Source organism: Stenotrophomonas sp. Steno-Z1, assembly GCF_056393175.1.
Window position 1 is genome coordinate 56642 of the sequence record NZ_JBWJPB010000005.1, and the last position, 18843, is coordinate 75484.

The following is an 18843-nucleotide window of genomic DNA, read 5'->3' on the forward strand; positions in this document are numbered from 1 at the left end:
AGCCATGCTCGGCTGCGCCTGGCACCGCCCATGACCCCGCAAACCGCGTCGGATGCGCCAATGGCCCGCCTCTTCGGCTCACGCGACCGCGCAACCACGTCCGGACCGGCCCGAATCAGCCCGACTGACAGGAACGATCAGGATCCAGGCCGCGAGCGCCGCCCTTCGTGGAACCACGCATAGGCAGCAGCCTCCAGATCGCCTTCTTCCGCGACCACCGAGCCATCTTCGTCCAACAGCGTGTAGTGGCGCTGGTCGCCTCCCAGTGCGGCGCTGCCATCCAGTCCGAGCAGCAGCGTGTACATGGCATCGCTGATGAACACGTCGAGCATGTCCCGCAACGCTTGCGCCTGCCCGGGTGACAGCGCCATGGACGCGATCCTTGCCGCGGACGCCGTGCCCGGGGTCCAGGCGGCGGCCAGCAGCTGCTCTTTCTCGGCGTACCAGTTGGCGACGAAGGTGTCTGCGTCCATGGGGTCTGCGTGCGATGAGGGCCCACAGCCTAGCGTGGAACCAGGCCCCACGGCTGCCGGCCAACGGCTGGCACGACCCGGTAGAATGGCGCCCATGAAAATCGCCTCCTGGAACGTCAATTCGCTCAACGTGCGCCTGCCGCACCTGGAACAGTGGCTCACCGCGTTCGCGCCGGACGTGGTCGGCATCCAGGAAACCAAGATGGAGGACCACAAGTTCCCCGACGCGGTGCTGGCCGGGCTGGGCTACCGCAGCGTGTTTACCGGGCAGAAGACCTACAACGGCGTGGCGCTGCTCTCGCGCGAGCCGGCGCAGGACGTGCAGATCGGCATCCCGGGCTTCGAGGACGAGCAGAAACGCGTCATCGCCGGCACCGTCAACGGCGTGCGCATCATCAACCTCTACGTGGTCAACGGCCAGGACGTGGGCACCGACAAGTACGCCTACAAGCTGCGCTGGCTGGAGGCCGTGCACGCCTGGGTCGAGGCCGAGCTGGCCACGTACCCGGAGCTGGTGGTGATGGGCGACTTCAACATCGCCCCGGACGCGCGCGATGTGAATGACCCGCTGGTCTGGAACGAGAACCACATCCTGACCTCCACCGCCGAGCGTGGCGCGCTGAACAAGCTGCTGCAGCTGGGCCTGCACGACGCCTTCCGCCTGCACAGCGAGGAAGAAGGCATTTTCAGCTGGTGGGACTACCGCGCCGCCGGTTTCCGCCGCAACCTGGGCCTGCGCATCGACCTCACCCTGGTCTCGGATGCGCTCAAGGCCCGCGCCATCGCCTCGGGCATCGACCGTGAGCCACGCACCTGGGACCGCCCCAGCGACCACGCGCCGGCCTGGGTGCAGCTGGGGTGACAGAAACGACAAGGCCCGGCAATGCCGGGCCCTGTCCTTGACTCCATCGCGCGTTGGTCAGCGGATGCTCTTGCGCGTAAACAGGTTCACGATGGCCAGCAGGATCACTGCGCCGATCAACGAGAACAGGAACGTGCGGATGGTGATCGCTTCGTTGATGCCACCGCCGAACAGGAAACCGGCGATCAGTGCACCGACGATGCCGACCACGATGTTGAGGATGATGCCTTGCTGCGCGTCGCGTCGCATGATGATGCTGGCAAGCCAGCCCACGATGCCACCAACGATCAACCAGATGATGATGCCCATAGTCTTGACTCCCAGGTGGTGTGAACGACGGCACCAGTTGACGGCAGCGCCCGTGAAATCACCGTGCAGCCGTCCTCACCGCGCGCACGCATGAGCACCGATAGCGGCCTCGGCGGTCCCTGGCGGTTCGGCCCGGTCACGGTCTGGTGCCTGCCGCACGTCAACGGCACCCGCGGCGAGCCGCAGGCGCGGGTGCTGCTGGCGGGGCAGCTCGGCACCGACCCGGACACCCTGCCGCTGCAGCGCGACCCGCGTGGCCGCCCGGAGCTGCACGCTGCGTTTGCGCACCTGGGCACCGGCTGGAGCCACAGCCACGGCCGGTTGCTGGTCGCGCTGGGCGAGGGCGTGCGCCTGGGCGTGGACCTGGAGCCGCTGCGGCCGCGGCCGCGCATGCGCGAGATCATCGAGCGTTTCTTCCACCCTGGTGAGGTCGACTGGCTGCTTGGGCTGGACGAAGACGCCCGCCAGCGCTGGTTCTTCCGGGTCTGGTGCGCCAAGGAGGCCATCCTCAAGGCACAGGGGCAGGGCATTTCCTTCGGCCTGCACCGCCTGCAGTTGGCGCCAGCCCCCGACGCCGCCCTGCACCTGGCCTGGTGCGACCCCGAGCTGGGCGACGCCGCGCGCTGGCACCTGCACGAATGGGCCGCGGCCGATGATTTCCGCGCCGCGTTGGCCTGGCACGCCGTCTGAGCGAAAGGCCTGCCGTGCGATGGCCTGCTGAAGGCGCCGATCATTGCCGCGCTGCGCGCGGCCAGCCGAGCGTGGCTTGGCTCTACCAAGGCCAGCCGAGCGTGGCTTGGCTCTACCTAAGGCCAGCCGAGCGTGGCTTGGCTCTACCAAGGCCAGCCGAGCGTGGCTTGGCTCTACCTAAGGCCAGCCGAGCGTGGCCTGGCTCTACCTAAGGCCAGCCGAGCATGGCTCGGCTCTACCGAGGCCAGCCGAGCGTGGCTTGGCTCTACCAAGGCCAGCCGAGCATGGCTCGGCTCTACCCGTGGGCGGGATCGACGCCCGCCCTCCGTGGGGGAATCCGTGTGCCGCCCTTGCCCTTGCCCCGCTGTCGACCTGCGATAATCGCCCCATGACCGAACACACACTCCCGGCCGGCGTGGCCGCAGCGCTTGAGCGTGGCCTGGCCGCGATGGACCTGGATGCCGCCCTGGCGCCGCCGTTGCTGACCTACCTGGCCCTGCTCGACCGCTGGAACCGCACCTACAACCTCACCGCCATCCGCGATCCGATGGAGATGGTCACCCGCCACCTGCTCGACTCGCTGGCGATGCAGCCGTTCCTGGAGAGCGGCACCTTGGCCGACCTCGGCACCGGCCCCGGGCTGCCCGGCATCCCGCTGGCGATCGCCCGCCCGCAGCTGCAGGTCACCCTGGTGGAAAGCAATGGCAAGAAGGCCCGCTTCATGCGCGAGGCCGTCCGCCAGCTGGGTTTGGGCAATGCCCGCGTCGCCGAATCACGCGCCGAGGCCCTGGCCGAACCCGGCGCCTACGACCACCTGACCGCGCGCGCCATGGATACCCTGGCCGGGATCATCCAGGTCGGCGGCCACCTGCTGCGGCCCGGCGGCCGCCTGCTGGCGATGAAGGGCGTGCACCCGCACGATGAAATCGCCCAGCTGCCCAGCGGCTGGCAGGTCGAGCAGGTACTGCCGCTGCACGTGCCCGGGCTCACCGGCGAGCGCCATCTGGTGGTCGTGGCCGGTCCTTGAGGCCACCGCCTGCGTGCCAGCGCCCTTGCCGGCACGCGGGCGGATATCGGCGGCAGCGCCCGTCACAGCAGCCGTTGCGCTGTCCACCGGGCGCATCCCTTGCGTCCCCGGCCGGTCGCGGGCGCGGCCCGGCGCGCATCTCACAGTGCATGACACGCCCCATATACGCATAATGACCAGTCCCACTCCCTGCCGATGAGGCTCACCCGCATGGCCCGCATCATCGCCATCGCCAACCAGAAAGGTGGCGTCGGCAAGACCACGACCGCCGTCAATCTGGCCGCCTCCCTGGCTGCTGCACCCAAGCGCGTGCTCCTTGTCGACCTCGATTCCCAGGGCAATGCGACCATGGGCAGCGGCGTGGACAAGCGTGAAGTGGCCGCCTCCACCTGCGACCTGCTGCTCGGCGAAGCCACCGCGGTCGAAGTGCGCGTGACCACCCCGGAAGGCTTCGACCTGCTACCGGGCAACATCGACCTGACCGCCGCCGAGATCCAGCTGATGGACCAGGGCGAACGCGAGCAGCGCCTCAAGCGCGCCCTGGCCCCGGTCCGCGACGAATACGACTTCATCCTGATCGATTGCCCGCCGGCGCTGTCGCTGCTCACCCTCAACGCGTTGGCCGCCGCCGATTCGGTGATCGTGCCGATGCAGTGCGAGTACTACGCGCTGGAAGGCCTGAGCGCGCTGGTGGAAACCATCGAAGCGCTGCGCGCCAACCTCAATCCCAGCCTGGAGATCGAGGGCGTGCTGCGCACCATGTTCGACGTGCGCAACAACCTGGCCAACGCGGTGTCGGCCGAACTCACCGACCACTTCGGCGACCGCGTGTTCCGCACCATCGTGCCGCGCAACGTGCGCCTGGCCGAAGCGCCCAGCCACGGGCAGAGCATCGTCGGTTACGACCGCGCCTCGCGCGGTGGCGTCGCCTACCTCGGCCTGGCCGGGGAAATCATCCGCCGCCACCAACAACGCAATAAGGCCGACAAGGCCCTGGAGACCGCCTGATGAGCACCAAGCCCGCCCTCGGCAAGAAACGCGGCCTCGGCCGCGGCCTCGATGCGCTGCTGGGGCCCAAGGGCGCGGTGACTCAGGTGCAGGCTGCCGCCGTGGTCGAGCCGCTGCCCGGTGAAGTGCTGCGCAAGCTGCCGGTGGGCCACCTGCAGCCGGGCAAGTACCAGCCACGCCGCGACATGGACGAAACCAAGCTCGCCGAGCTGGCCGAGTCGATCAAGGCGCAGGGCGTGATCCAGCCGATCCTGGTCCGCCAGCTCGGCCCGGACAGCTTCGAGATCGTCGCCGGCGAACGCCGCTGGCGCGCCTCCCAGCTGGCCGGCCTGGACGAAGTGCCGGTGGTGGTGCGCGAACTGGAAGACCGCACCGTCATCGCGATGGCGCTGATCGAGAACATCCAGCGCGAAGACCTCAACCCGCTTGAAGAAGCCGAGGCCCTGCAGCGCCTGATCAGCGAATTCGCGCTCACCCACGCCGAGGCCGCCCAGGCCGTCGGCCGCTCGCGCGCGGCGGTGTCCAACCTGCTGCGCCTGCTGGAGCTGCCGATCGCCATCCGCCTGCTGCTGGAAACCCGCCGGCTGGAAATGGGCCACGCGCGTGCGTTGCTCACCCTGGCCCCGGAACTGGCCAGCAAGCTCGCCCAGGAAGCGGCCGACCAGGGCTGGTCGGTGCGCGAAGTGGAGCACCGCGCGCAGCAGTTCGCCGCCGGCAAGGTGCCGGGAGCACTGCGCAAGAAGCCTACCGCCAGCGCGCCGCAGGCCGATATCGCGTCGCTGGAGACCGAACTGTCCGAGTCGCTGGGCGCACGCGTGGCGATCAACCACGGCCGTGGCGGCAAGGGCAAGCTGATCATCCATTACACCGACCTGGACACGCTGGATGGCGTGCTCGAACGACTCCGCGTACAGAAGGGCTGAGTCCCCCGCCTGCGCAAGAGGATTACCCCACCGTAATGAACCCCACCAAGGTCGACCGCAACCATCTGTTGCGTCTGACCGACCTGCCGAATGTCGGGCCGGCCTGTGAGAAAGATCTGCGTCTGATCGGCATCCGCGTCCCCGCGCACCTGCGCGGTCGCGATGCCTATGACATGTATGCGCAGCTGTGCCTGCGTACTGGCGTGATGCACGACCCGTGCGTGATCGACGTGTTCCTGTCGATCCTGCGCTTCATGCAGGGCGAAGCGCCGCGCCCCTGGTGGGATTTCAGCAAGGAACGCAAGGCCACGCTGGCCAAGGATGCACCGCTCACCTTGCGGTGATGCGTCCCTGGCAGGCGCTGGCCACCAACAAGGAGCCGTGCATGAGCACTCCCTACGATGACGTAAGCCCGGGCGGTAGTCCGATGCTGATGCACACCCGACCCAGCGACTTCGCGCCGGCTGCCGGTGATGCATGCATCGAACAGATCAGCGCGCATATCGAGCAGCATCTCGGCCCGATCGCCCACGTATTCCATGAAATCGTGTCCGACACCGTGCACATCGACGTGCATGTGGTGCCGGCCACGGAGGATTTCCCGCACCTGCGGCTGGTGACGTCGGGCATGAGCGATCTGCCGATGACCCTGTCGGCTGGCGCGGAAGGTTCGCCGCAGTACATGGAGTTGATGGTGACGCTGCCGGCCGACTGGCCGTTGCAGCAGGCCGACTTCGAGGACGAGCGCCACTACTGGCCGATCCGCCTGCTCAAGGTGCTGGCGCGCCTGCCGCACAAGTTCGATACCTGGCTGGGCTTCGGCCACACCGTGCCCAACGGCCACCCGGCCGAACCCTATGCGCCGGGCGTGGGCTTCGACGGCGCGATCGTGCTGCCGCCGGTCACCGCCCCCGAGGCGTTCGGCCATCTGGTCATCAACGATGAAAAAACCATCGTGTTCATGTCCATCGTGCCGCTGTATCCGGAAGAATTGGCCCTGAAACTGAAGAAGGGCAGCGACGCCCTGCTGGACCGCTTCGACGCCAAGGGCATCAGCGACATCATCGAACCTGGCCGGGTGAACGCCGCCAGGAAGCGCTTCGGGCTGTTCTGAGCCCGGCGCATCGGCGATATCCTGTCCACAGGAATTTCCAGGACCTCTGCCATGCCCCTTCTCGTCACCGGCGCTGCCGGCTTCATCGGCGCCAACACCGTCCGTGCCCTGCTCGACGCGGGTGAAACGGTGGTCGGGCTGGACAACTACAACGACTATTACGACCCGCAGATCAAGCGCGACCGCGTCGCCGCGCTGTGCCCGGACGCGGACATCCGCGTGCTCGACCTGACCGACCGCGACGGCCTGGCCGCGCTGTTCGACGAGGTAAAGCCGACCCGGGTGATCCACCTGGCCGCGCAGGCCGGGGTGCGCTACTCGCTGGAAAACCCGCACGCCTACGTGGACAGCAACCTGGTCGGCTTCGTCAACATGCTCGAACTGTGCCGGCACCGCGGCGTGGCCCACCTGGTCTATGCCTCCAGCAGCTCGGTGTATGGCGACTCGGCCACCCCGCCGTTCTCCGAAGACCAACGCATCGACAAGCCGCGCTCGCTGTATGCCGCCACCAAGGCCGCCAACGAGCTGATGGCGTATACCTACGCGCAGTTGTATGGTCTGCATGCCACCGGCCTGCGCTTTTTCACCGTGTACGGTCCCTGGGGCCGCCCGGACATGGCCCCGCTGCTGTTTTCGCGCGCGGTGCTGGCCGGCCGCCCGATCGACGTGTTCAACGACGGCAAAATGCAGCGCGACTTCACACATGTTTCCGACATCGTGGCCGGTATCCTCGGCGCGCTGGCGCATCCGTCCGGCGAGGACGTGCCGCACCGTGTGTTCAACCTCGGCAACCACACCCCGATCGAGCTGGAGCATTTCATCGGGGTCATCGAAGCCGCCGCCGGACGCCCGGCACGCAAGGTCTACAAGCCGATGCAGCCCGGCGACATGGTCCGCACCATGGCCGATACCACGCGCGCCCATGACGCCTTCGGCTACGATCCGGCCACGCCGATCGAGCGCGGCCTGCCGCCGGTGGTGGCCTGGTGCCGGGACTATTTCGGCGATCACGCCTGACACACGGCTCCGCATTCATCTTTGGATAACCCCGGGTGCGGACAATGCGCGCTCGTTTTCGATACTGGCCATTCGCAGAGCCCGACCATGAGCCACCCCCTGTTGTCGGTCGTCGTCCCGGTCTTCAATGAACGCGACAACGTCAAACCCCTGATCGACGAGATCACCGCGGCCCTGCGTGGCCAGCTCGCCTTCGAGATCGTCTACATCGACGACCACTCCCGCGACGACACCCTGGCCGTGCTGCAGGGGCTCAAGGCCGCCAACCCGGAGCTGCGGGTGCTGCACCACGTCAGCCAGAGCGGGCAGAGCACCGCCGTGCGTACCGGGGTCCGGCACGCACGCGCGCCCTGGATCGCCACCCTCGACGGGGACGGGCAGAACGATCCGGCCGACATCCCCAAGCTGCTGGCCGCGCGCGCGGCCGCCGCACCGGAGGTCAAGCTGTTCGCCGGCTGGCGGGTCAACCGCCAGGACTCGGGCAGCAAGCGCTGGGCCAGCAAGTGGGCCAACGCCATCCGCGCGCGCATGCTGCGCGATGACACCCCCGACACCGGCTGCGGCATCAAGCTGTTCGAGCGGGAGGCCTTCCTGGACCTGCCGTACTTCGACCACATGCACCGCTACCTGCCGGCGTTGATGCAGCGCGCCGGCTGGAAGACGGTCAGCGTGCCGGTCAACCACCGCCACCGCACCGCCGGGGTATCCAAGTACAACAACCTGGGCCGTGCCCTGGTCGGCATCCGCGACCTGCGCGGGGTGGCCTGGCTGATCACGCGCAGCAAGCGCACCGCCGTGGAAGAACGCTGATGGAGCTGCACTGGCTCGACCAACCGTTGACCTGGCTGTACTGGACCGGCCTGCACGTGACCGGCTGGAAGCTGATCGGCTATACCGGCGCGCTGATGTTCGGCGGCCGCTGGCTGGTGCAGTTCGTCGCCTCCAAGCGCGCCGGCAAGCCGGTGATCCCGCGCCTGTTCTGGTACATGAGCGTGGTCGGCAGCCTGATGACGCTGAGCTACTTCCTGTTCTCGGCCAAGCAGGACTCGGTCGGCGTGCTGCAGAACCTGTTCCCGGCGTTCACCGCGCTGTACAGCCTGAAGCTGGACATCCAGCACCGTGGGTGGAAGCGGGACAAGGCGTCGCATTAGGCAGGGGCATCCACGCATGGCGTGGATCTACGCGCGCCTGCGGCGCTTGGGTCCCGGCCGTTGGCCGGTCGCCGATCCTGCCCGCGTGGCGGGCAGGACCTTTGATCCATGCACAGGGCCTGCATCGGGTGCCATGATCGGGGTTTGCCGTCCCACGGGAACCCCTGATCGTGAAATCACCGCTCGTTGCTGCGTTGCTGCTCGCCCTGGCCCTTCCTGCCGGCGCTGCCTTGGCCGCCGCGCCGGCTGCCGCCCCGGCCAGCCTGGCCGCCGAAAGCCCCGCCGATGCGCAGTTCCGCGCGATCTACGAGAAGGAGTGGACGTGGCGCCAGGACGGCGGTGGTGCGGCCAGCGAGGACGACGACGGCCCGGCCAATGCCACCCGCATGCCCGACGTGGGCCCGGCTGCCCAGCAGGCGCGGCTGAAGGTCTGGGACGACGTGCTGGTCCAGCTCGACAAGGTCGACCGCACGGCGCTGTCGCCGGACAACCAGGTCAACTACGCCATCTACCGCGACCAGGTGTTCAACCTGGCCGCCGAGGTGCGCCTGGGCGGCTATGAAATGCCGTTCAACGCGGACTCCTCGTTCTGGTCGAACCTGTCCTTCATGGCCCGCCGCGAGATGAAGACCGCGCAGGACTATCGCAACTACATCGCCCGCCTCAACGATGTGCCGCGCTACTTCGACCAGCAGACCGGGAACATGCGTGCCGGGCTCAAGCGCGGTTTCAGCGTGCCGCGCGCGGTGCTGGACGGCCGCGAGGTCTCCATCGCCACCGTGTCCGAGCTGAAGGACCCGACCGCCTCTCCGCTATACGCACCGTTCAAGACGCTGCCGTCCAGCATCCCCGCCGCCGACCAGGCGCAGCTGCAGGCGCAGGCGCGGCAGGCCATCAGCGGCAGCGTGGTGCCGGCCTTCGCCAAACTGCGCACCTTCTTCGTGAGCGAGTACGTGCCGCAGGCGCGCACCACGCTGGCCGCCGAGGCGATGCCTGGTGGCGAGGCGTACTACAAGCAGCAGATCCACCAATACACCACGCTGGACCTCACCCCGCAGCAGATCCACGAGATCGGCCTGAAGGAAGTGGCGCGCATCCAGAAGGAAATGGACGCGGTCATCAAGCAGGTCGAGTTCAAGGGCAGCTTCGCGCAGTTCCTCACCTTCCTGCGCACCGACCCGCAGTTCTACGCCAAGACCCCGGACGAGCTGCTGCATCGCGCCGCGTGGATCTCCAAGCGGGTGGACGGGGTGATCGGCAAGTACATGACCCTGCCGCGCGCGCGCTTCACCATCGTGCCGGTGCCGCCGGACATCGCCCCGTTCTGGACCGCCGGCCGTGGCGGCATGGGCACCTACTGGCTCAACACCTACAACCTGCCGGCGCGCCCGCTGTACAACCTGCCGGCGCTGACCCTGCACGAGTCCGACCCGGGCCACGCGCTGCAGGGTGCCCTGGCCGCCGAGCAGGGCCAGCTGCCGGAGTTCCGCCGCAATGCCTACATCTCCGCCTACGGCGAGGGCTGGGGCCTGTACTGCGAGAAGCTCGGCGTGGAGATGGGCATCTACGAAACCCCGTACGAGGATTTCGGCCGCCTCACCTACGAGATGTGGCGCGCCGCGCGCCTGGTCATCGACACCGGCGTGCACCACAAGGGCTGGACCCGCGAACAGGCCATCGCCTACCTGCGCGACCACACCGCGTTGAGCGAGCATGAAGTGACCACCGAGGTGGACCGCTACATCTCCTGGCCGGGCCAGGCGTTGAGCTACAAGCTGGGTGAGATCGCGATCGTGCGCCTGCGCGCGCAGGCGGAAAAGGCGCTGGGCGACCGCTTCGACGTGAAGGGCTTCCACGACGCCGTGCTCAAGCAGGGCTCGGTGCCGCTGCCGGTGCTGGAGCAGCAGATCCAGGCCTACATCGCCCAGCGCAAGGCCGCGGGCTGATCCATGCGGGATCGGTCGCCGCATGGCCGATCCCGCCTTCGTGAACCGCGGCCCGCGCCTGCGATTGTGTAACGGGCGAGCCGCCGGCTACCCTGCCGGCATGCTCCGCCATGCCCGCCCGCGTCCGTCCCTGCTGCTGCGCCTGCTGATGCTGGTCGCGGTCGGCCTGGGCGTATTCGGCACGGCCACCGCGTCGGCGCTGGCCGACATCCACATCAGCCTGCATGCCGATGCCGCGCATGGGGCCGATGACGTCGCCGGCGAAGCGCCCGACGCCGACCCCGATGCTGGCGACCTGCTGCACACCCTGGTGCATTGCGGCCATTGCCATGGCCACGGCGGCGTGCTGCCGATGGCGTCGTTGCCCTGGGTGCTGCCGGCAGCCCCCGCGCATGCGGTACCGACCAGCCTGGCCGCGCAACTGCGTACCCAGCCGCCCGAGAGCCTGCTGCGCCCCCCGATAGCGTCCTGATGCCACGCGGCCGCGCGCCGCCGTTGTCCATCTGAACCGTTATCTGGAGATTCCCCATGTGGATGCGCCTGGCAGCCTTGGCTGTCGTCGCGTTCGTGCCGTGCGTGCATGCGCAGGGTACGAAGACGCCTGACCCGTTGACCCTCGACGACGCCATCGCGCGCGTCGCCCAGTACCACCCCGGCCTGCGCCTGGCCGATGCGCAGCGCCCGATCTGGGACGCCCGCCGCGATGCGGCAGCGCTGGCGCCGCCGCTCACCGTCGGCGTGGAGCTTGAAAACGCGCTCGGCACCGGCGATGCCAGCGGCTTCCGCAGCGCCGAGCTGACCGTCACCCTGGCCGGCGTGCTGGAACGCGGCGGCAAGCTGGACGCGCGCCGTGCCGTGGCCCAGGCCAACATCGACAGCCTGGCCCCGCAGCGCGAAACCGCCCGCCTGGATCTGCTGGCCGAGGTCGCCCGCCGCTATCTCGCCATCACCGAGGCGCGCCAGCGACTGGGCATCGCCAGCACCGACATCGAGCAGCGCAGGCGCGCGGTCGCCGCCGCGCGGCTGCGCCTGCAGGCCGGCGCCTCGCCCGAATCGGTGCTGCTGACCGCGCAGGCGATGCTGGCCCAGGCCGAACTGGACCGGGATCGCGCGCGCCAGGCCGACCAGTCCGCGCGCGCCGCGTTGTCCGCGCTCTGGCGGCAGCGTGATCCGGGCTTCGACGTGGTCACCGGTGACCCCCTGCAACTGCCCGCGCTGCAGGACTTTGCGGTGTTGGCCGAGGAACTGCAGCGCACCCCGGAACTGGCCCTGCTCGCCGGTGAGCGCCGTATCCGCGAGGCGCAGGTGCAACTGGCGCGCACCGCCGCGCGACCCGATCTCAGTTGGCAGGTCGGCGTCCGCAACAACCGCGACAGCCGCGACACCGCCTTCGTGGCCGGTTTCAGCCTGCCGCTTGGCAGCGTCGCCCGCGCCGCGCCGGAGATCCGTGCCGCCGAGGCCGAGCTGGCGCTCAACAGCGTCGAACGCGACGCGCGCGCGCTGCAGCTGTACGCCACGCTGGCCGAGGCGCACGGGCGCTACCTGACCGCGCAGCTGGAGGTCACGCGCATGGCGCGCGATGTGCTGCCGCAGCTCAAGCGCGCCGAGAACGCCGCCGAGAAGGCCTGGCGTGCCGGTGCCATCAGCTACATGGAATGGGCGCAGCTGCAGGCCATGCGCATCGACGCGCGCCAACGCCAGCTCGATGCCGCCATCGCCGCACAGACCGCATTGATCGAAATCCAGCGCCTGACCGGCCAAAGCATGGTCGCCGCCAGCGACACCCCCACGCCCCACGTGTCCACGGAGGACCGCCGATGAACCGTTCCGCACATCGCATCGCGCTGGCCGCCACGCTGCTGCTCGCCGCACTGGCCTTGACCGGCTGCGGCAAGGACGCCCCCGCCACGGCCCCCGCCGACACCGACCAGGGCCATGGCGACGCCGGCCACACCGACGGCGACGACGACCACGACGCGCCGGAGCGCACCACCATCGCCGCGGCCATGGCCGAACAGGCGGGCATCCGCGTCGCCCCGGTCGTTGCCGGCACCATCGCCGACGAACACGACGTGCAGGGCCTGCTGACCCCGGTCGATGGCCGCGTCGCCCAGGTGATGGCGCGCTTCCCCGGCCCGATCCGCTCGCTGCGTGCCAACGTCGGCGACAGCGTCCGCGCCGGCCAGGTGCTGGCCAGCATCGAGAGCAACCTCAGCCTCACCACCTACACCGTCAGCGCACCGATCGGCGGCGTGGTCCTGGCGCGCCAGGGCCAGGTCGGCGGCGTGGCGGGCGAGGGTGCACCGCTGTTCGAGATCGGCGACCTGTCCACGCTGTGGGTGGACCTGCACATCTTCGGCAACGATACCCAGCACATCACCGCCGGCGTCCCGGTCACCGTGTCGCGCATGACCGACGGCGTCAGCCAGACCACCACGCTGGAACGCGTGCTGCCCGGCACCGCCACCGCCAGCCAGAGCACCGTGGCCCGCGCCACGCTGCGCAACGACGATGGCCTCTGGCGGCCCGGTGCGGCGGTCAAGGCACGCATCGTGGTGGCCACCCAGCCGGCCGCGCTGGTGGTGCCGCTGGCTGCGGTGCAGAGCATGGACGGCAAGGACGTGGTGTTCGTGCGCGTCGACGATACCTACACCGCGCGTGCCGTCACCCTTGGCGCGCGCGATGCCGGCCAGGTCGAAGTGACCGAGGGGCTGAAGGCGGGCGAAGACGTCGTGGTCGAGCAGAGCTACGTGGTCAAGGCCGACATCGGCAAGGCGGGGGCATCGCATGAACATTGATCGCGTGCCGCGCGCGGCGCAGCGCGGAGGATGCCCGCATGCTTGAGCGCATCATTGGCGCCTCCATCGCCCATCGCTGGTTGATGATGACCCTCACCGCCGTGCTGGTCGCGGTCGGCGTCTGGAGCTTCACCCAGCTGCCCATCGACGCCACCCCGGACATCACCAACGTCCAGGTGCAGATCAACACCGCCGCGCCCGGCTACTCGCCGCTGGAGACCGAACAACGCATCACCTACCCGGTGGAAACGGTGATGGCCGGGCTGCCGCGCATGGAGCAGGCGCGCTCGCTGTCGCGCTACGGGCTGTCGCAGGTCACGGTCGTGTTCGAGGACGGCACCGACATCTACTTCGCCCGCCAGCAGGTGGCCGAACGCCTGCAGCAGGTGAAGTCGCAGATTCCCGACGGCCTGGACCCGCAGCTGGGCCCGATCTCCACCGGCCTGGGCGAGATCTTCATGTACACCATCGACGCCGATCCCAAGGCACGCAAGGCCGATGGCACGCCGTACACCGCCACCGACCTGCGCACCCTGCAGGACTGGGTGATCCGGCCGCAGCTGCGCAACGTGCCGGGCGTGACCGAGGTCAACACGATTGGCGGTTTCCAGCGCCAGGTGCACATCACCCCGGACCCGGCGCGGCTGCGTGCGCTCGGTTTCACCCTGGAAGACGTCGCGCAGGCGGTGGAGGCCAACAACCAGAACGTCGGCGCCGGCTACATCGAGCGCAACGGCCAGCAGTTCCTGGTGCGCATCCCCGGCCAGGTGGCCAACCTGGAGGAGATCGGCAACATCGTGCTGGCCCGGCGCGAAGGCGTGCCGATCCACGTGCACGACGTGGCCGAGGTCAAGGATGGGCCGGAACTGCGCAGCGGCGCGGCCACCCAGAACGGCCACGAGGTGGTGATGGGCACCGTGGTGATGCTGATCGGCGCCAACAGCCGCGAGGTCGCCCAGGCCGCAGCTGCGCGGCTGCAGCAGGCGCAGGCGAGCCTGCCCGAGGGCGTCACCGTCACCGCCAGCTACGACCGCACCGCGCTGGTGGACCGCACCATCGCGACCGTGGCCAGGAACCTGGTCGAAGGTGCGCTGCTGGTGATCGTGGTGCTGTTCCTGCTGCTCGGCAACTTCCGCGCCGCGCTGATCACCGCGGCGGTGATTCCGTTGGCGATGCTGTTCACGCTGACCGGCATGGCCCGCGGTGGCGTGTCGGCCAACCTGATGAGCCTGGGTGCGCTCGACTTCGGCCTGATCGTCGATGGCGCGGTGATCATCATCGAGAACTGCCTGCGCCGCTTCGGCGAACGCCAGCACGCCCTCGGCCGTGACATGACCCGCGCCGAACGCTTCGCCGAAACCGCCCGTGCGACAGCCGAAGTGATCCGCCCCAGCCTGTTCGGCCTGGGCATCATCACCGCGGTCTACCTGCCGATCTTCGCGCTCACCGGCGTGGAAGGGAAAATGTTCCACCCGATGGCGATCACCGTGGTGCTGGCGCTGACCGGTGCGATGGTGCTGGCGCTGAGCTTCGTCCCGGCGGCGATCGCGTTGTTCCTCGGCGGCCACGTGCAGGAGAAGGAAAACCGCCTGATGGCATGGGTGCGCCGGCGCTATGAACCGCTGCTGGCGTTCTCGCTGCGTCGTGGCCGCTGGATGGTGGCCGGTGCGCTGGTGCTGGTGGTCGGTTGCGGCCTGCTGGCCACGCGGCTGGGCAGCGAGTTCGTGCCCAACCTGGACGAGGGCGACGTCGCCATGCACGCCATGCGCATCCCCGGCACCAGCCTGACCCAGTCGATCCAGATGCAGAAGCAGATCGAAAACCGGCTGGTGCAGTTCGCCGAAGTGGACAAGGTGTTCTCCAAGATCGGCACGCCCGAGGTGGCCTCCGACCCGATGCCACCCTCGGTGGCCGACACCTTCATCATGATGAAGCCGCGCAAGGACTGGCCGGACCCGCGCAAGTCGCGCGCGGCACTGCTGGGTGAACTGGAAGAGGCCGTGGAGCAGCTGCCGGGCAACAACTACGAGTTCACCCAGCCGATCCAGATGCGCACCAACGAGCTGATCTCCGGTGTGCGGGCGGACGTGGCGGTGATGTTGTTCGGCGATGACCTGGACACGCTGCTGGCGGTGGGCAAGCGGATTGCGGCAGTGGCGGGCAAGGTGCCCGGTGCGGCCGACGTGCGGGTGGAGGAAACCAGCGGCCTGCCACTGCTCACCGTCACCCCCAACCGCGCCGCGCTGGCCGGCTACGGACTCAACCCGGGGCAGGTGCAATCGACCGTGGCCACCGCCGTCGGCGGCCAGGTGGCCGGCCAGCTGTTCGAAGGCGACCGCCGCTTCGACATCGTCGTGCGCCTGCCCGAAGCGCTGCGCCAGGACCCGGCCGCGCTGGCCGACCTGCCGGTCTCGCTGGAGACCGCGCTGGCCGACGATGCCGACGAATCCAGTCGCGCCGGCAGCTGGCGCAGTGGCAGCGCACGCACCGTGCCGCTGCGCGAGCTGGCCACGCTGGGCAACACCGAGGGGCCCAACCAGATCAACCGCGAGAACGGCAAGCGCCGCATCGTCGTCACCGCCAACGTGCGCGACCGTGATCTGGGCGGTTTCGTCACCGAGCTGCAGCAGCGTATCGGTCGCGACGTGCAGGTCCCCAACGGCTACTGGATCGAGTACGGCGGCAGTTTCGAACAGCTGATCTCGGCCAGCCAGCGCCTGGCGATCGTGGTGCCGGTGACGTTGGCGATCATCTTCGCGCTGTTGTTCTGGGCATTTGGTTCGGTCAAGGATGCCGCGATCGTGTTCAGCGGCGTGCCGCTGGCGCTCACCGGCGGCGTGCTTGCCCTGGCCGCACGCGGGATCCCGCTGTCGATTTCCGCGGGCGTGGGGTTCATCGCGCTGTCCGGCGTGGCGGTGCTCAACGGCCTGGTGATGATCAGCTTCGTGCGCAGCCTGCGCGATGGCGGCTTGCCCTTGGCCGATGCAGTGCGCGACGGCGCGCTCGGCCGCCTGCGTCCGGTGCTGATGACCGCACTGGTGGCGTCGCTGGGCTTCGTGCCGATGGCCTTCAACGTCGGCGCCGGCTCGGAGGTGCAGCGCCCCCTGGCCACGGTGGTGATAGGCGGCATTGTGTCGTCCACGTTGCTGACATTGCTGGTGCTGCCGGTGTTGTACCGCTGGTTGCATCGGAAGGAGGCTGGCCCGGTTGTCGGGTAGCACCTGGCCACTGGTCGAATGAACCGTGACGCAGCAGGCACGCGACAACGTGCCTGCTGCGCGGCAGATCTGTATTGCCGTCAGCGTGCTGTTCGACGTGTGGCATGCGTCGCGTTAATGGCTCGACCATCGCCGCTAACATCAACCGCTCAGCCAGCAGGCCGGCGCAAGGAGAGCGGCAGTGTCGTATCGGCAATTCCAGATCGGCACACAGATCTACGACCTGACGCATCTGGATCCTTTCACTGTCTCGGTGATGGTGTACGGAACGCGGGTCGAGGTGGATGTGATGTTCAGCTTCCACCTTTTCACCGACCAGAAGGGCAAGGGCCCTCGATTCGAGCATCACATTGAAGAGCGCTACTTCTGCGTGGATCGCTATCGGTTGAGTCACGACGTCGCACGCTACATGCGCGGTCCGTTTTTCGAAGCGTCAGTTCGCCGGCACGTGCACCAGGTTCGCGGGCAGGCGCGCGAACAGTACTTTTGCACCGATATGGGCCATGGCGACATCATCTGGACCCGGATCACGCGGCGCGCCGAGCAGAACCGGGCGCACGTTTGGGTGGCCAGCGCCTACAACCGCGATTGGCAGGGCCAAGTACTCCCGCATGGGCATGGTTTGTTTCGTGTGGTCAAAGTACTTGCCGCCAAGCTGGGCATCCATCGCCCCTGAACGAAAAAAGCGCCCCATCGCTGGGGCGCTTTCAAATTTCGTTCTCGGTGATTCTCTATCGCGTCGGCTTTCGCTTATCCCGCCAAAGGCTGAGGAAAGTACAGGGCATGCCCGACTCCGCGGCACTACCTTCCTGTTGCCAGGTCCCGATCAGCAGTGCTTGGGGAGAATGATCGCATGCGGTTGGAGCCATGTAAAACCGGATGGGGCGCCCCGTTAATGTTCATTTCAAGGCCCTCTTGCCAGTTCACGTGCCGGGATGATGCCCAACCAGCGTTCGATCTGGGCGACAGCGTTGGCCACCCCATCTTCGACCGTCATCGCCCGGCCAAGCGAGTTGGCACGCGATCGGGTGTCAGCCCGCTCTGCAACAGCGATGGCACTGGCCAGCCGGGCCGCATCCAGCCGCTTGGGCGACAACGCTGCCGGCGCGACCCCCAACTGCTGCAACCGATCCGCCCAGAAGAACTGGTCGGCGGCGAACGGCATCACCAGCGAGGGCACGCCGGCGCGGCAGGCCGAATGCGTGGTGCCGCTGCCGCCGTGGTGGATCACCAGCGCACAGCGCGGGAACAGCGCCTCGTGCGGGGTGGGGCCGACCACGAACACCTGCGGGGGCAGGGTGCCGCTGGGCACGCCGGCCCAGCCGGGAAACAGCAGCACCCGGCGCGGTGCCAGCGCCTGCAGCAGGGCGGGCAGCACGTGGTCGCGATCGAAGCCGGTCATGCTGCCAAAGCCCAGGTACACCGGCGCCGGCCCGGCGTCGAGGAAGGCCTGCAGGTCCGCCGGCGGGTGCCAGGCCAGGTCCGGGGCGCGCCACTGGCCGCAGATACGGTGGTCGGCGGGCCAGTCCGGGGGCGGCGGCAGCAGGGTGGGCGAAATGCCGTACAGCATCGGCAGGTCGCGCCATAGCGTGCGGCGCGGGGGCATGCCCAACGCGTGCCGGGCGTGGTTGATCGGCTGGCGGAAGGTCCGCCAGACGGCCTGGTTGACCAGCGTGTAGCTGAGCCGGTTGAGCGCGCCGGGCAGGCGCAGCCGGGGCAGGAACGGGGACAGGAACGCGCGCGTGGGGGTCAGCGGGATCATGCCGGCGCCGATCACCGGCAGGCCGTGGCGTTCGGCCACGCACATGCCCACGAACGCGGCCAGTCCACCGGTCAGCACCGCATCGCAGCCGGCCGCGGCCGCGTCGGCCTGGCGCATCCACGCCGGCACGTGCTGGCGGGCCATCCGCGCCAGCCCGCGCGAAGCGGCCAGGGTGTCGTTGCCGCGCGATACCAGCGCCACCACGTCGTCATGGATGTCCCCTTCCAGCGCCGCATGCGGTACGCCCAGGGCGCGCGCGCTGCCCAGGGTGCCGCCTTCGGCCAGCAGCATCACCTCGTGGCCGGCGGCGATCAGGCCGTGGCACAGCATCACCAGGGGGCGGGTGTCGCCTTCGGTGCCATAGGTCACGACGAGCAGCCGCATGGGGGGGATCCGGTGGGGGGGGGCCAGTATTGCCGCCCCGCTGCAGTGGCGGCGCGAACAGGCGGCGTAGCCAGACCGCCGCCGCCCTGTGGACAACTTGCGCCGGCCCGGGGGCTGCGGCATAATGCGCGGCTCGCTGTGTCCAAAAACCTTTGGATCGG

At 68.8% G+C, this 18843-nt stretch carries 19 protein-coding genes; 16 read left to right on the forward strand and 3 right to left on the reverse strand.

Annotation, left to right across the window (positions count from 1 at the left end):
• Positions 1-137: 137 nt before the first annotated feature.
• Positions 138-473, reverse strand: coding sequence for a hypothetical protein (locus AC06FD_RS14140; protein WP_478078156.1), 336 nt, complete (start codon positions 471-473; stop codon positions 138-140).
• 94 nt (positions 474-567) lie between these two features.
• On the opposite strand from AC06FD_RS14140, the gene xth reads away from it, so the two are divergent.
• The gene (xth, locus tag AC06FD_RS14145) at positions 568-1335 is read left to right on the forward strand and encodes an exodeoxyribonuclease III (protein WP_478078157.1); all 768 of its coding nucleotides are present in this window, start codon (positions 568-570) and stop codon (positions 1333-1335) included.
• Positions 1336-1392: 57 nt separating this feature from the next.
• Here xth and AC06FD_RS14150 read toward each other — a convergent pair whose 3' ends face one another.
• Positions 1393-1644, reverse strand: a complete 252-nt coding sequence (locus AC06FD_RS14150) for a GlsB/YeaQ/YmgE family stress response membrane protein (RefSeq protein ID WP_259209379.1) — start codon at positions 1642-1644, stop codon at positions 1393-1395.
• 90 nt (positions 1645-1734) lie between these two features.
• On the opposite strand from AC06FD_RS14150, the gene AC06FD_RS14155 reads away from it, so the two are divergent.
• From AC06FD_RS14155 to AC06FD_RS14225, 15 genes are all read left to right on the forward strand, one after another.
• Positions 1735-2334 carry a 4'-phosphopantetheinyl transferase family protein gene (locus AC06FD_RS14155; protein ID WP_394163085.1) on the forward strand — a complete coding sequence of 200 codons (600 nt, stop codon included), beginning with the start codon at positions 1735-1737 and terminating at the stop codon, positions 2332-2334.
• A 388-nt stretch (positions 2335-2722) separates the two neighbouring features.
• Positions 2723-3361 carry a 16S rRNA (guanine(527)-N(7))-methyltransferase RsmG gene (gene rsmG / locus AC06FD_RS14160; RefSeq protein ID WP_478078158.1) on the forward strand — a complete coding sequence of 213 codons (639 nt, stop codon included), beginning with the start codon at positions 2723-2725 and terminating at the stop codon, positions 3359-3361.
• Positions 3362-3571: 210 nt separating this feature from the next.
• The gene (locus AC06FD_RS14165) at positions 3572-4369 is read left to right on the forward strand and encodes a ParA family protein (protein ID WP_259209386.1); all 798 of its coding nucleotides are present in this window, start codon (positions 3572-3574) and stop codon (positions 4367-4369) included.
• Positions 4369-5292 carry a ParB/RepB/Spo0J family partition protein gene (locus AC06FD_RS14170; RefSeq protein ID WP_259209388.1) on the forward strand — a complete coding sequence of 308 codons (924 nt, stop codon included), beginning with the start codon at positions 4369-4371 and terminating at the stop codon, positions 5290-5292. The genes AC06FD_RS14165 and AC06FD_RS14170 overlap by 1 nt, the downstream gene beginning before the upstream one ends.
• Before the next feature lie 35 nt (positions 5293-5327).
• Positions 5328-5636 carry a helix-hairpin-helix domain-containing protein gene (locus AC06FD_RS14175; protein ID WP_478078159.1) on the forward strand — a complete coding sequence of 103 codons (309 nt, stop codon included), beginning with the start codon at positions 5328-5330 and terminating at the stop codon, positions 5634-5636.
• 41 nt (positions 5637-5677) lie between these two features.
• Positions 5678-6406 (forward strand): suppressor of fused domain protein, encoded by a 729-nt coding sequence (locus AC06FD_RS14180; protein WP_259209392.1) that lies wholly within the window; start codon positions 5678-5680, stop codon positions 6404-6406.
• A 51-nt stretch (positions 6407-6457) separates the two neighbouring features.
• The gene (locus tag AC06FD_RS14185) at positions 6458-7423 is read left to right on the forward strand and encodes an NAD-dependent epimerase/dehydratase family protein (protein ID WP_478078160.1); all 966 of its coding nucleotides are present in this window, start codon (positions 6458-6460) and stop codon (positions 7421-7423) included.
• Between the two features lie 87 nt (positions 7424-7510).
• Positions 7511-8233: a glycosyltransferase family 2 protein gene (locus AC06FD_RS14190; RefSeq protein WP_259209397.1), complete on the forward strand. Its 723-nt coding sequence runs from the start codon at positions 7511-7513 to the stop codon at positions 8231-8233.
• Positions 8233-8574 carry a lipid-A-disaccharide synthase N-terminal domain-containing protein gene (locus AC06FD_RS14195; RefSeq protein ID WP_259209398.1) on the forward strand — a complete coding sequence of 114 codons (342 nt, stop codon included), beginning with the start codon at positions 8233-8235 and terminating at the stop codon, positions 8572-8574. The genes AC06FD_RS14190 and AC06FD_RS14195 overlap by 1 nt, the downstream gene beginning before the upstream one ends.
• A gap of 170 nt (positions 8575-8744) precedes the next feature.
• Positions 8745-10520 (forward strand): DUF885 domain-containing protein, encoded by a 1776-nt coding sequence (locus tag AC06FD_RS14200; RefSeq protein WP_478078161.1) that lies wholly within the window; start codon positions 8745-8747, stop codon positions 10518-10520.
• A 100-nt stretch (positions 10521-10620) separates the two neighbouring features.
• The gene (locus AC06FD_RS14205; protein ID WP_394163097.1) at positions 10621-10992 is read left to right on the forward strand and encodes a DUF2946 family protein; all 372 of its coding nucleotides are present in this window, start codon (positions 10621-10623) and stop codon (positions 10990-10992) included.
• A 56-nt stretch (positions 10993-11048) separates the two neighbouring features.
• On the forward strand, positions 11049-12341 hold the full coding sequence (locus AC06FD_RS14210; RefSeq protein ID WP_478078162.1) for a TolC family protein: 1293 nt from the start codon (positions 11049-11051) through the stop codon (positions 12339-12341).
• On the forward strand, positions 12338-13318 hold the full coding sequence (locus AC06FD_RS14215; protein ID WP_478078163.1) for an efflux RND transporter periplasmic adaptor subunit: 981 nt from the start codon (positions 12338-12340) through the stop codon (positions 13316-13318). Before AC06FD_RS14210 ends, AC06FD_RS14215 begins: the two co-directional genes overlap by 4 nt.
• A 38-nt stretch (positions 13319-13356) precedes the next feature.
• Positions 13357-16536: an efflux RND transporter permease subunit gene (locus tag AC06FD_RS14220; RefSeq protein ID WP_478078164.1), complete on the forward strand. Its 3180-nt coding sequence runs from the start codon at positions 13357-13359 to the stop codon at positions 16534-16536.
• A 181-nt stretch (positions 16537-16717) separates the two neighbouring features.
• The gene (locus AC06FD_RS14225; RefSeq protein WP_259209410.1) at positions 16718-17212 is read left to right on the forward strand and encodes a hypothetical protein; all 495 of its coding nucleotides are present in this window, start codon (positions 16718-16720) and stop codon (positions 17210-17212) included.
• A gap of 228 nt (positions 17213-17440) precedes the next feature.
• Here AC06FD_RS14225 and AC06FD_RS14230 read toward each other — a convergent pair whose 3' ends face one another.
• Positions 17441-18682: a glycosyltransferase gene (locus AC06FD_RS14230; protein ID WP_478078165.1), complete on the reverse strand. Its 1242-nt coding sequence runs from the start codon at positions 18680-18682 to the stop codon at positions 17441-17443.
• Between the last annotated feature and the right edge of the window lie 161 nt (positions 18683-18843).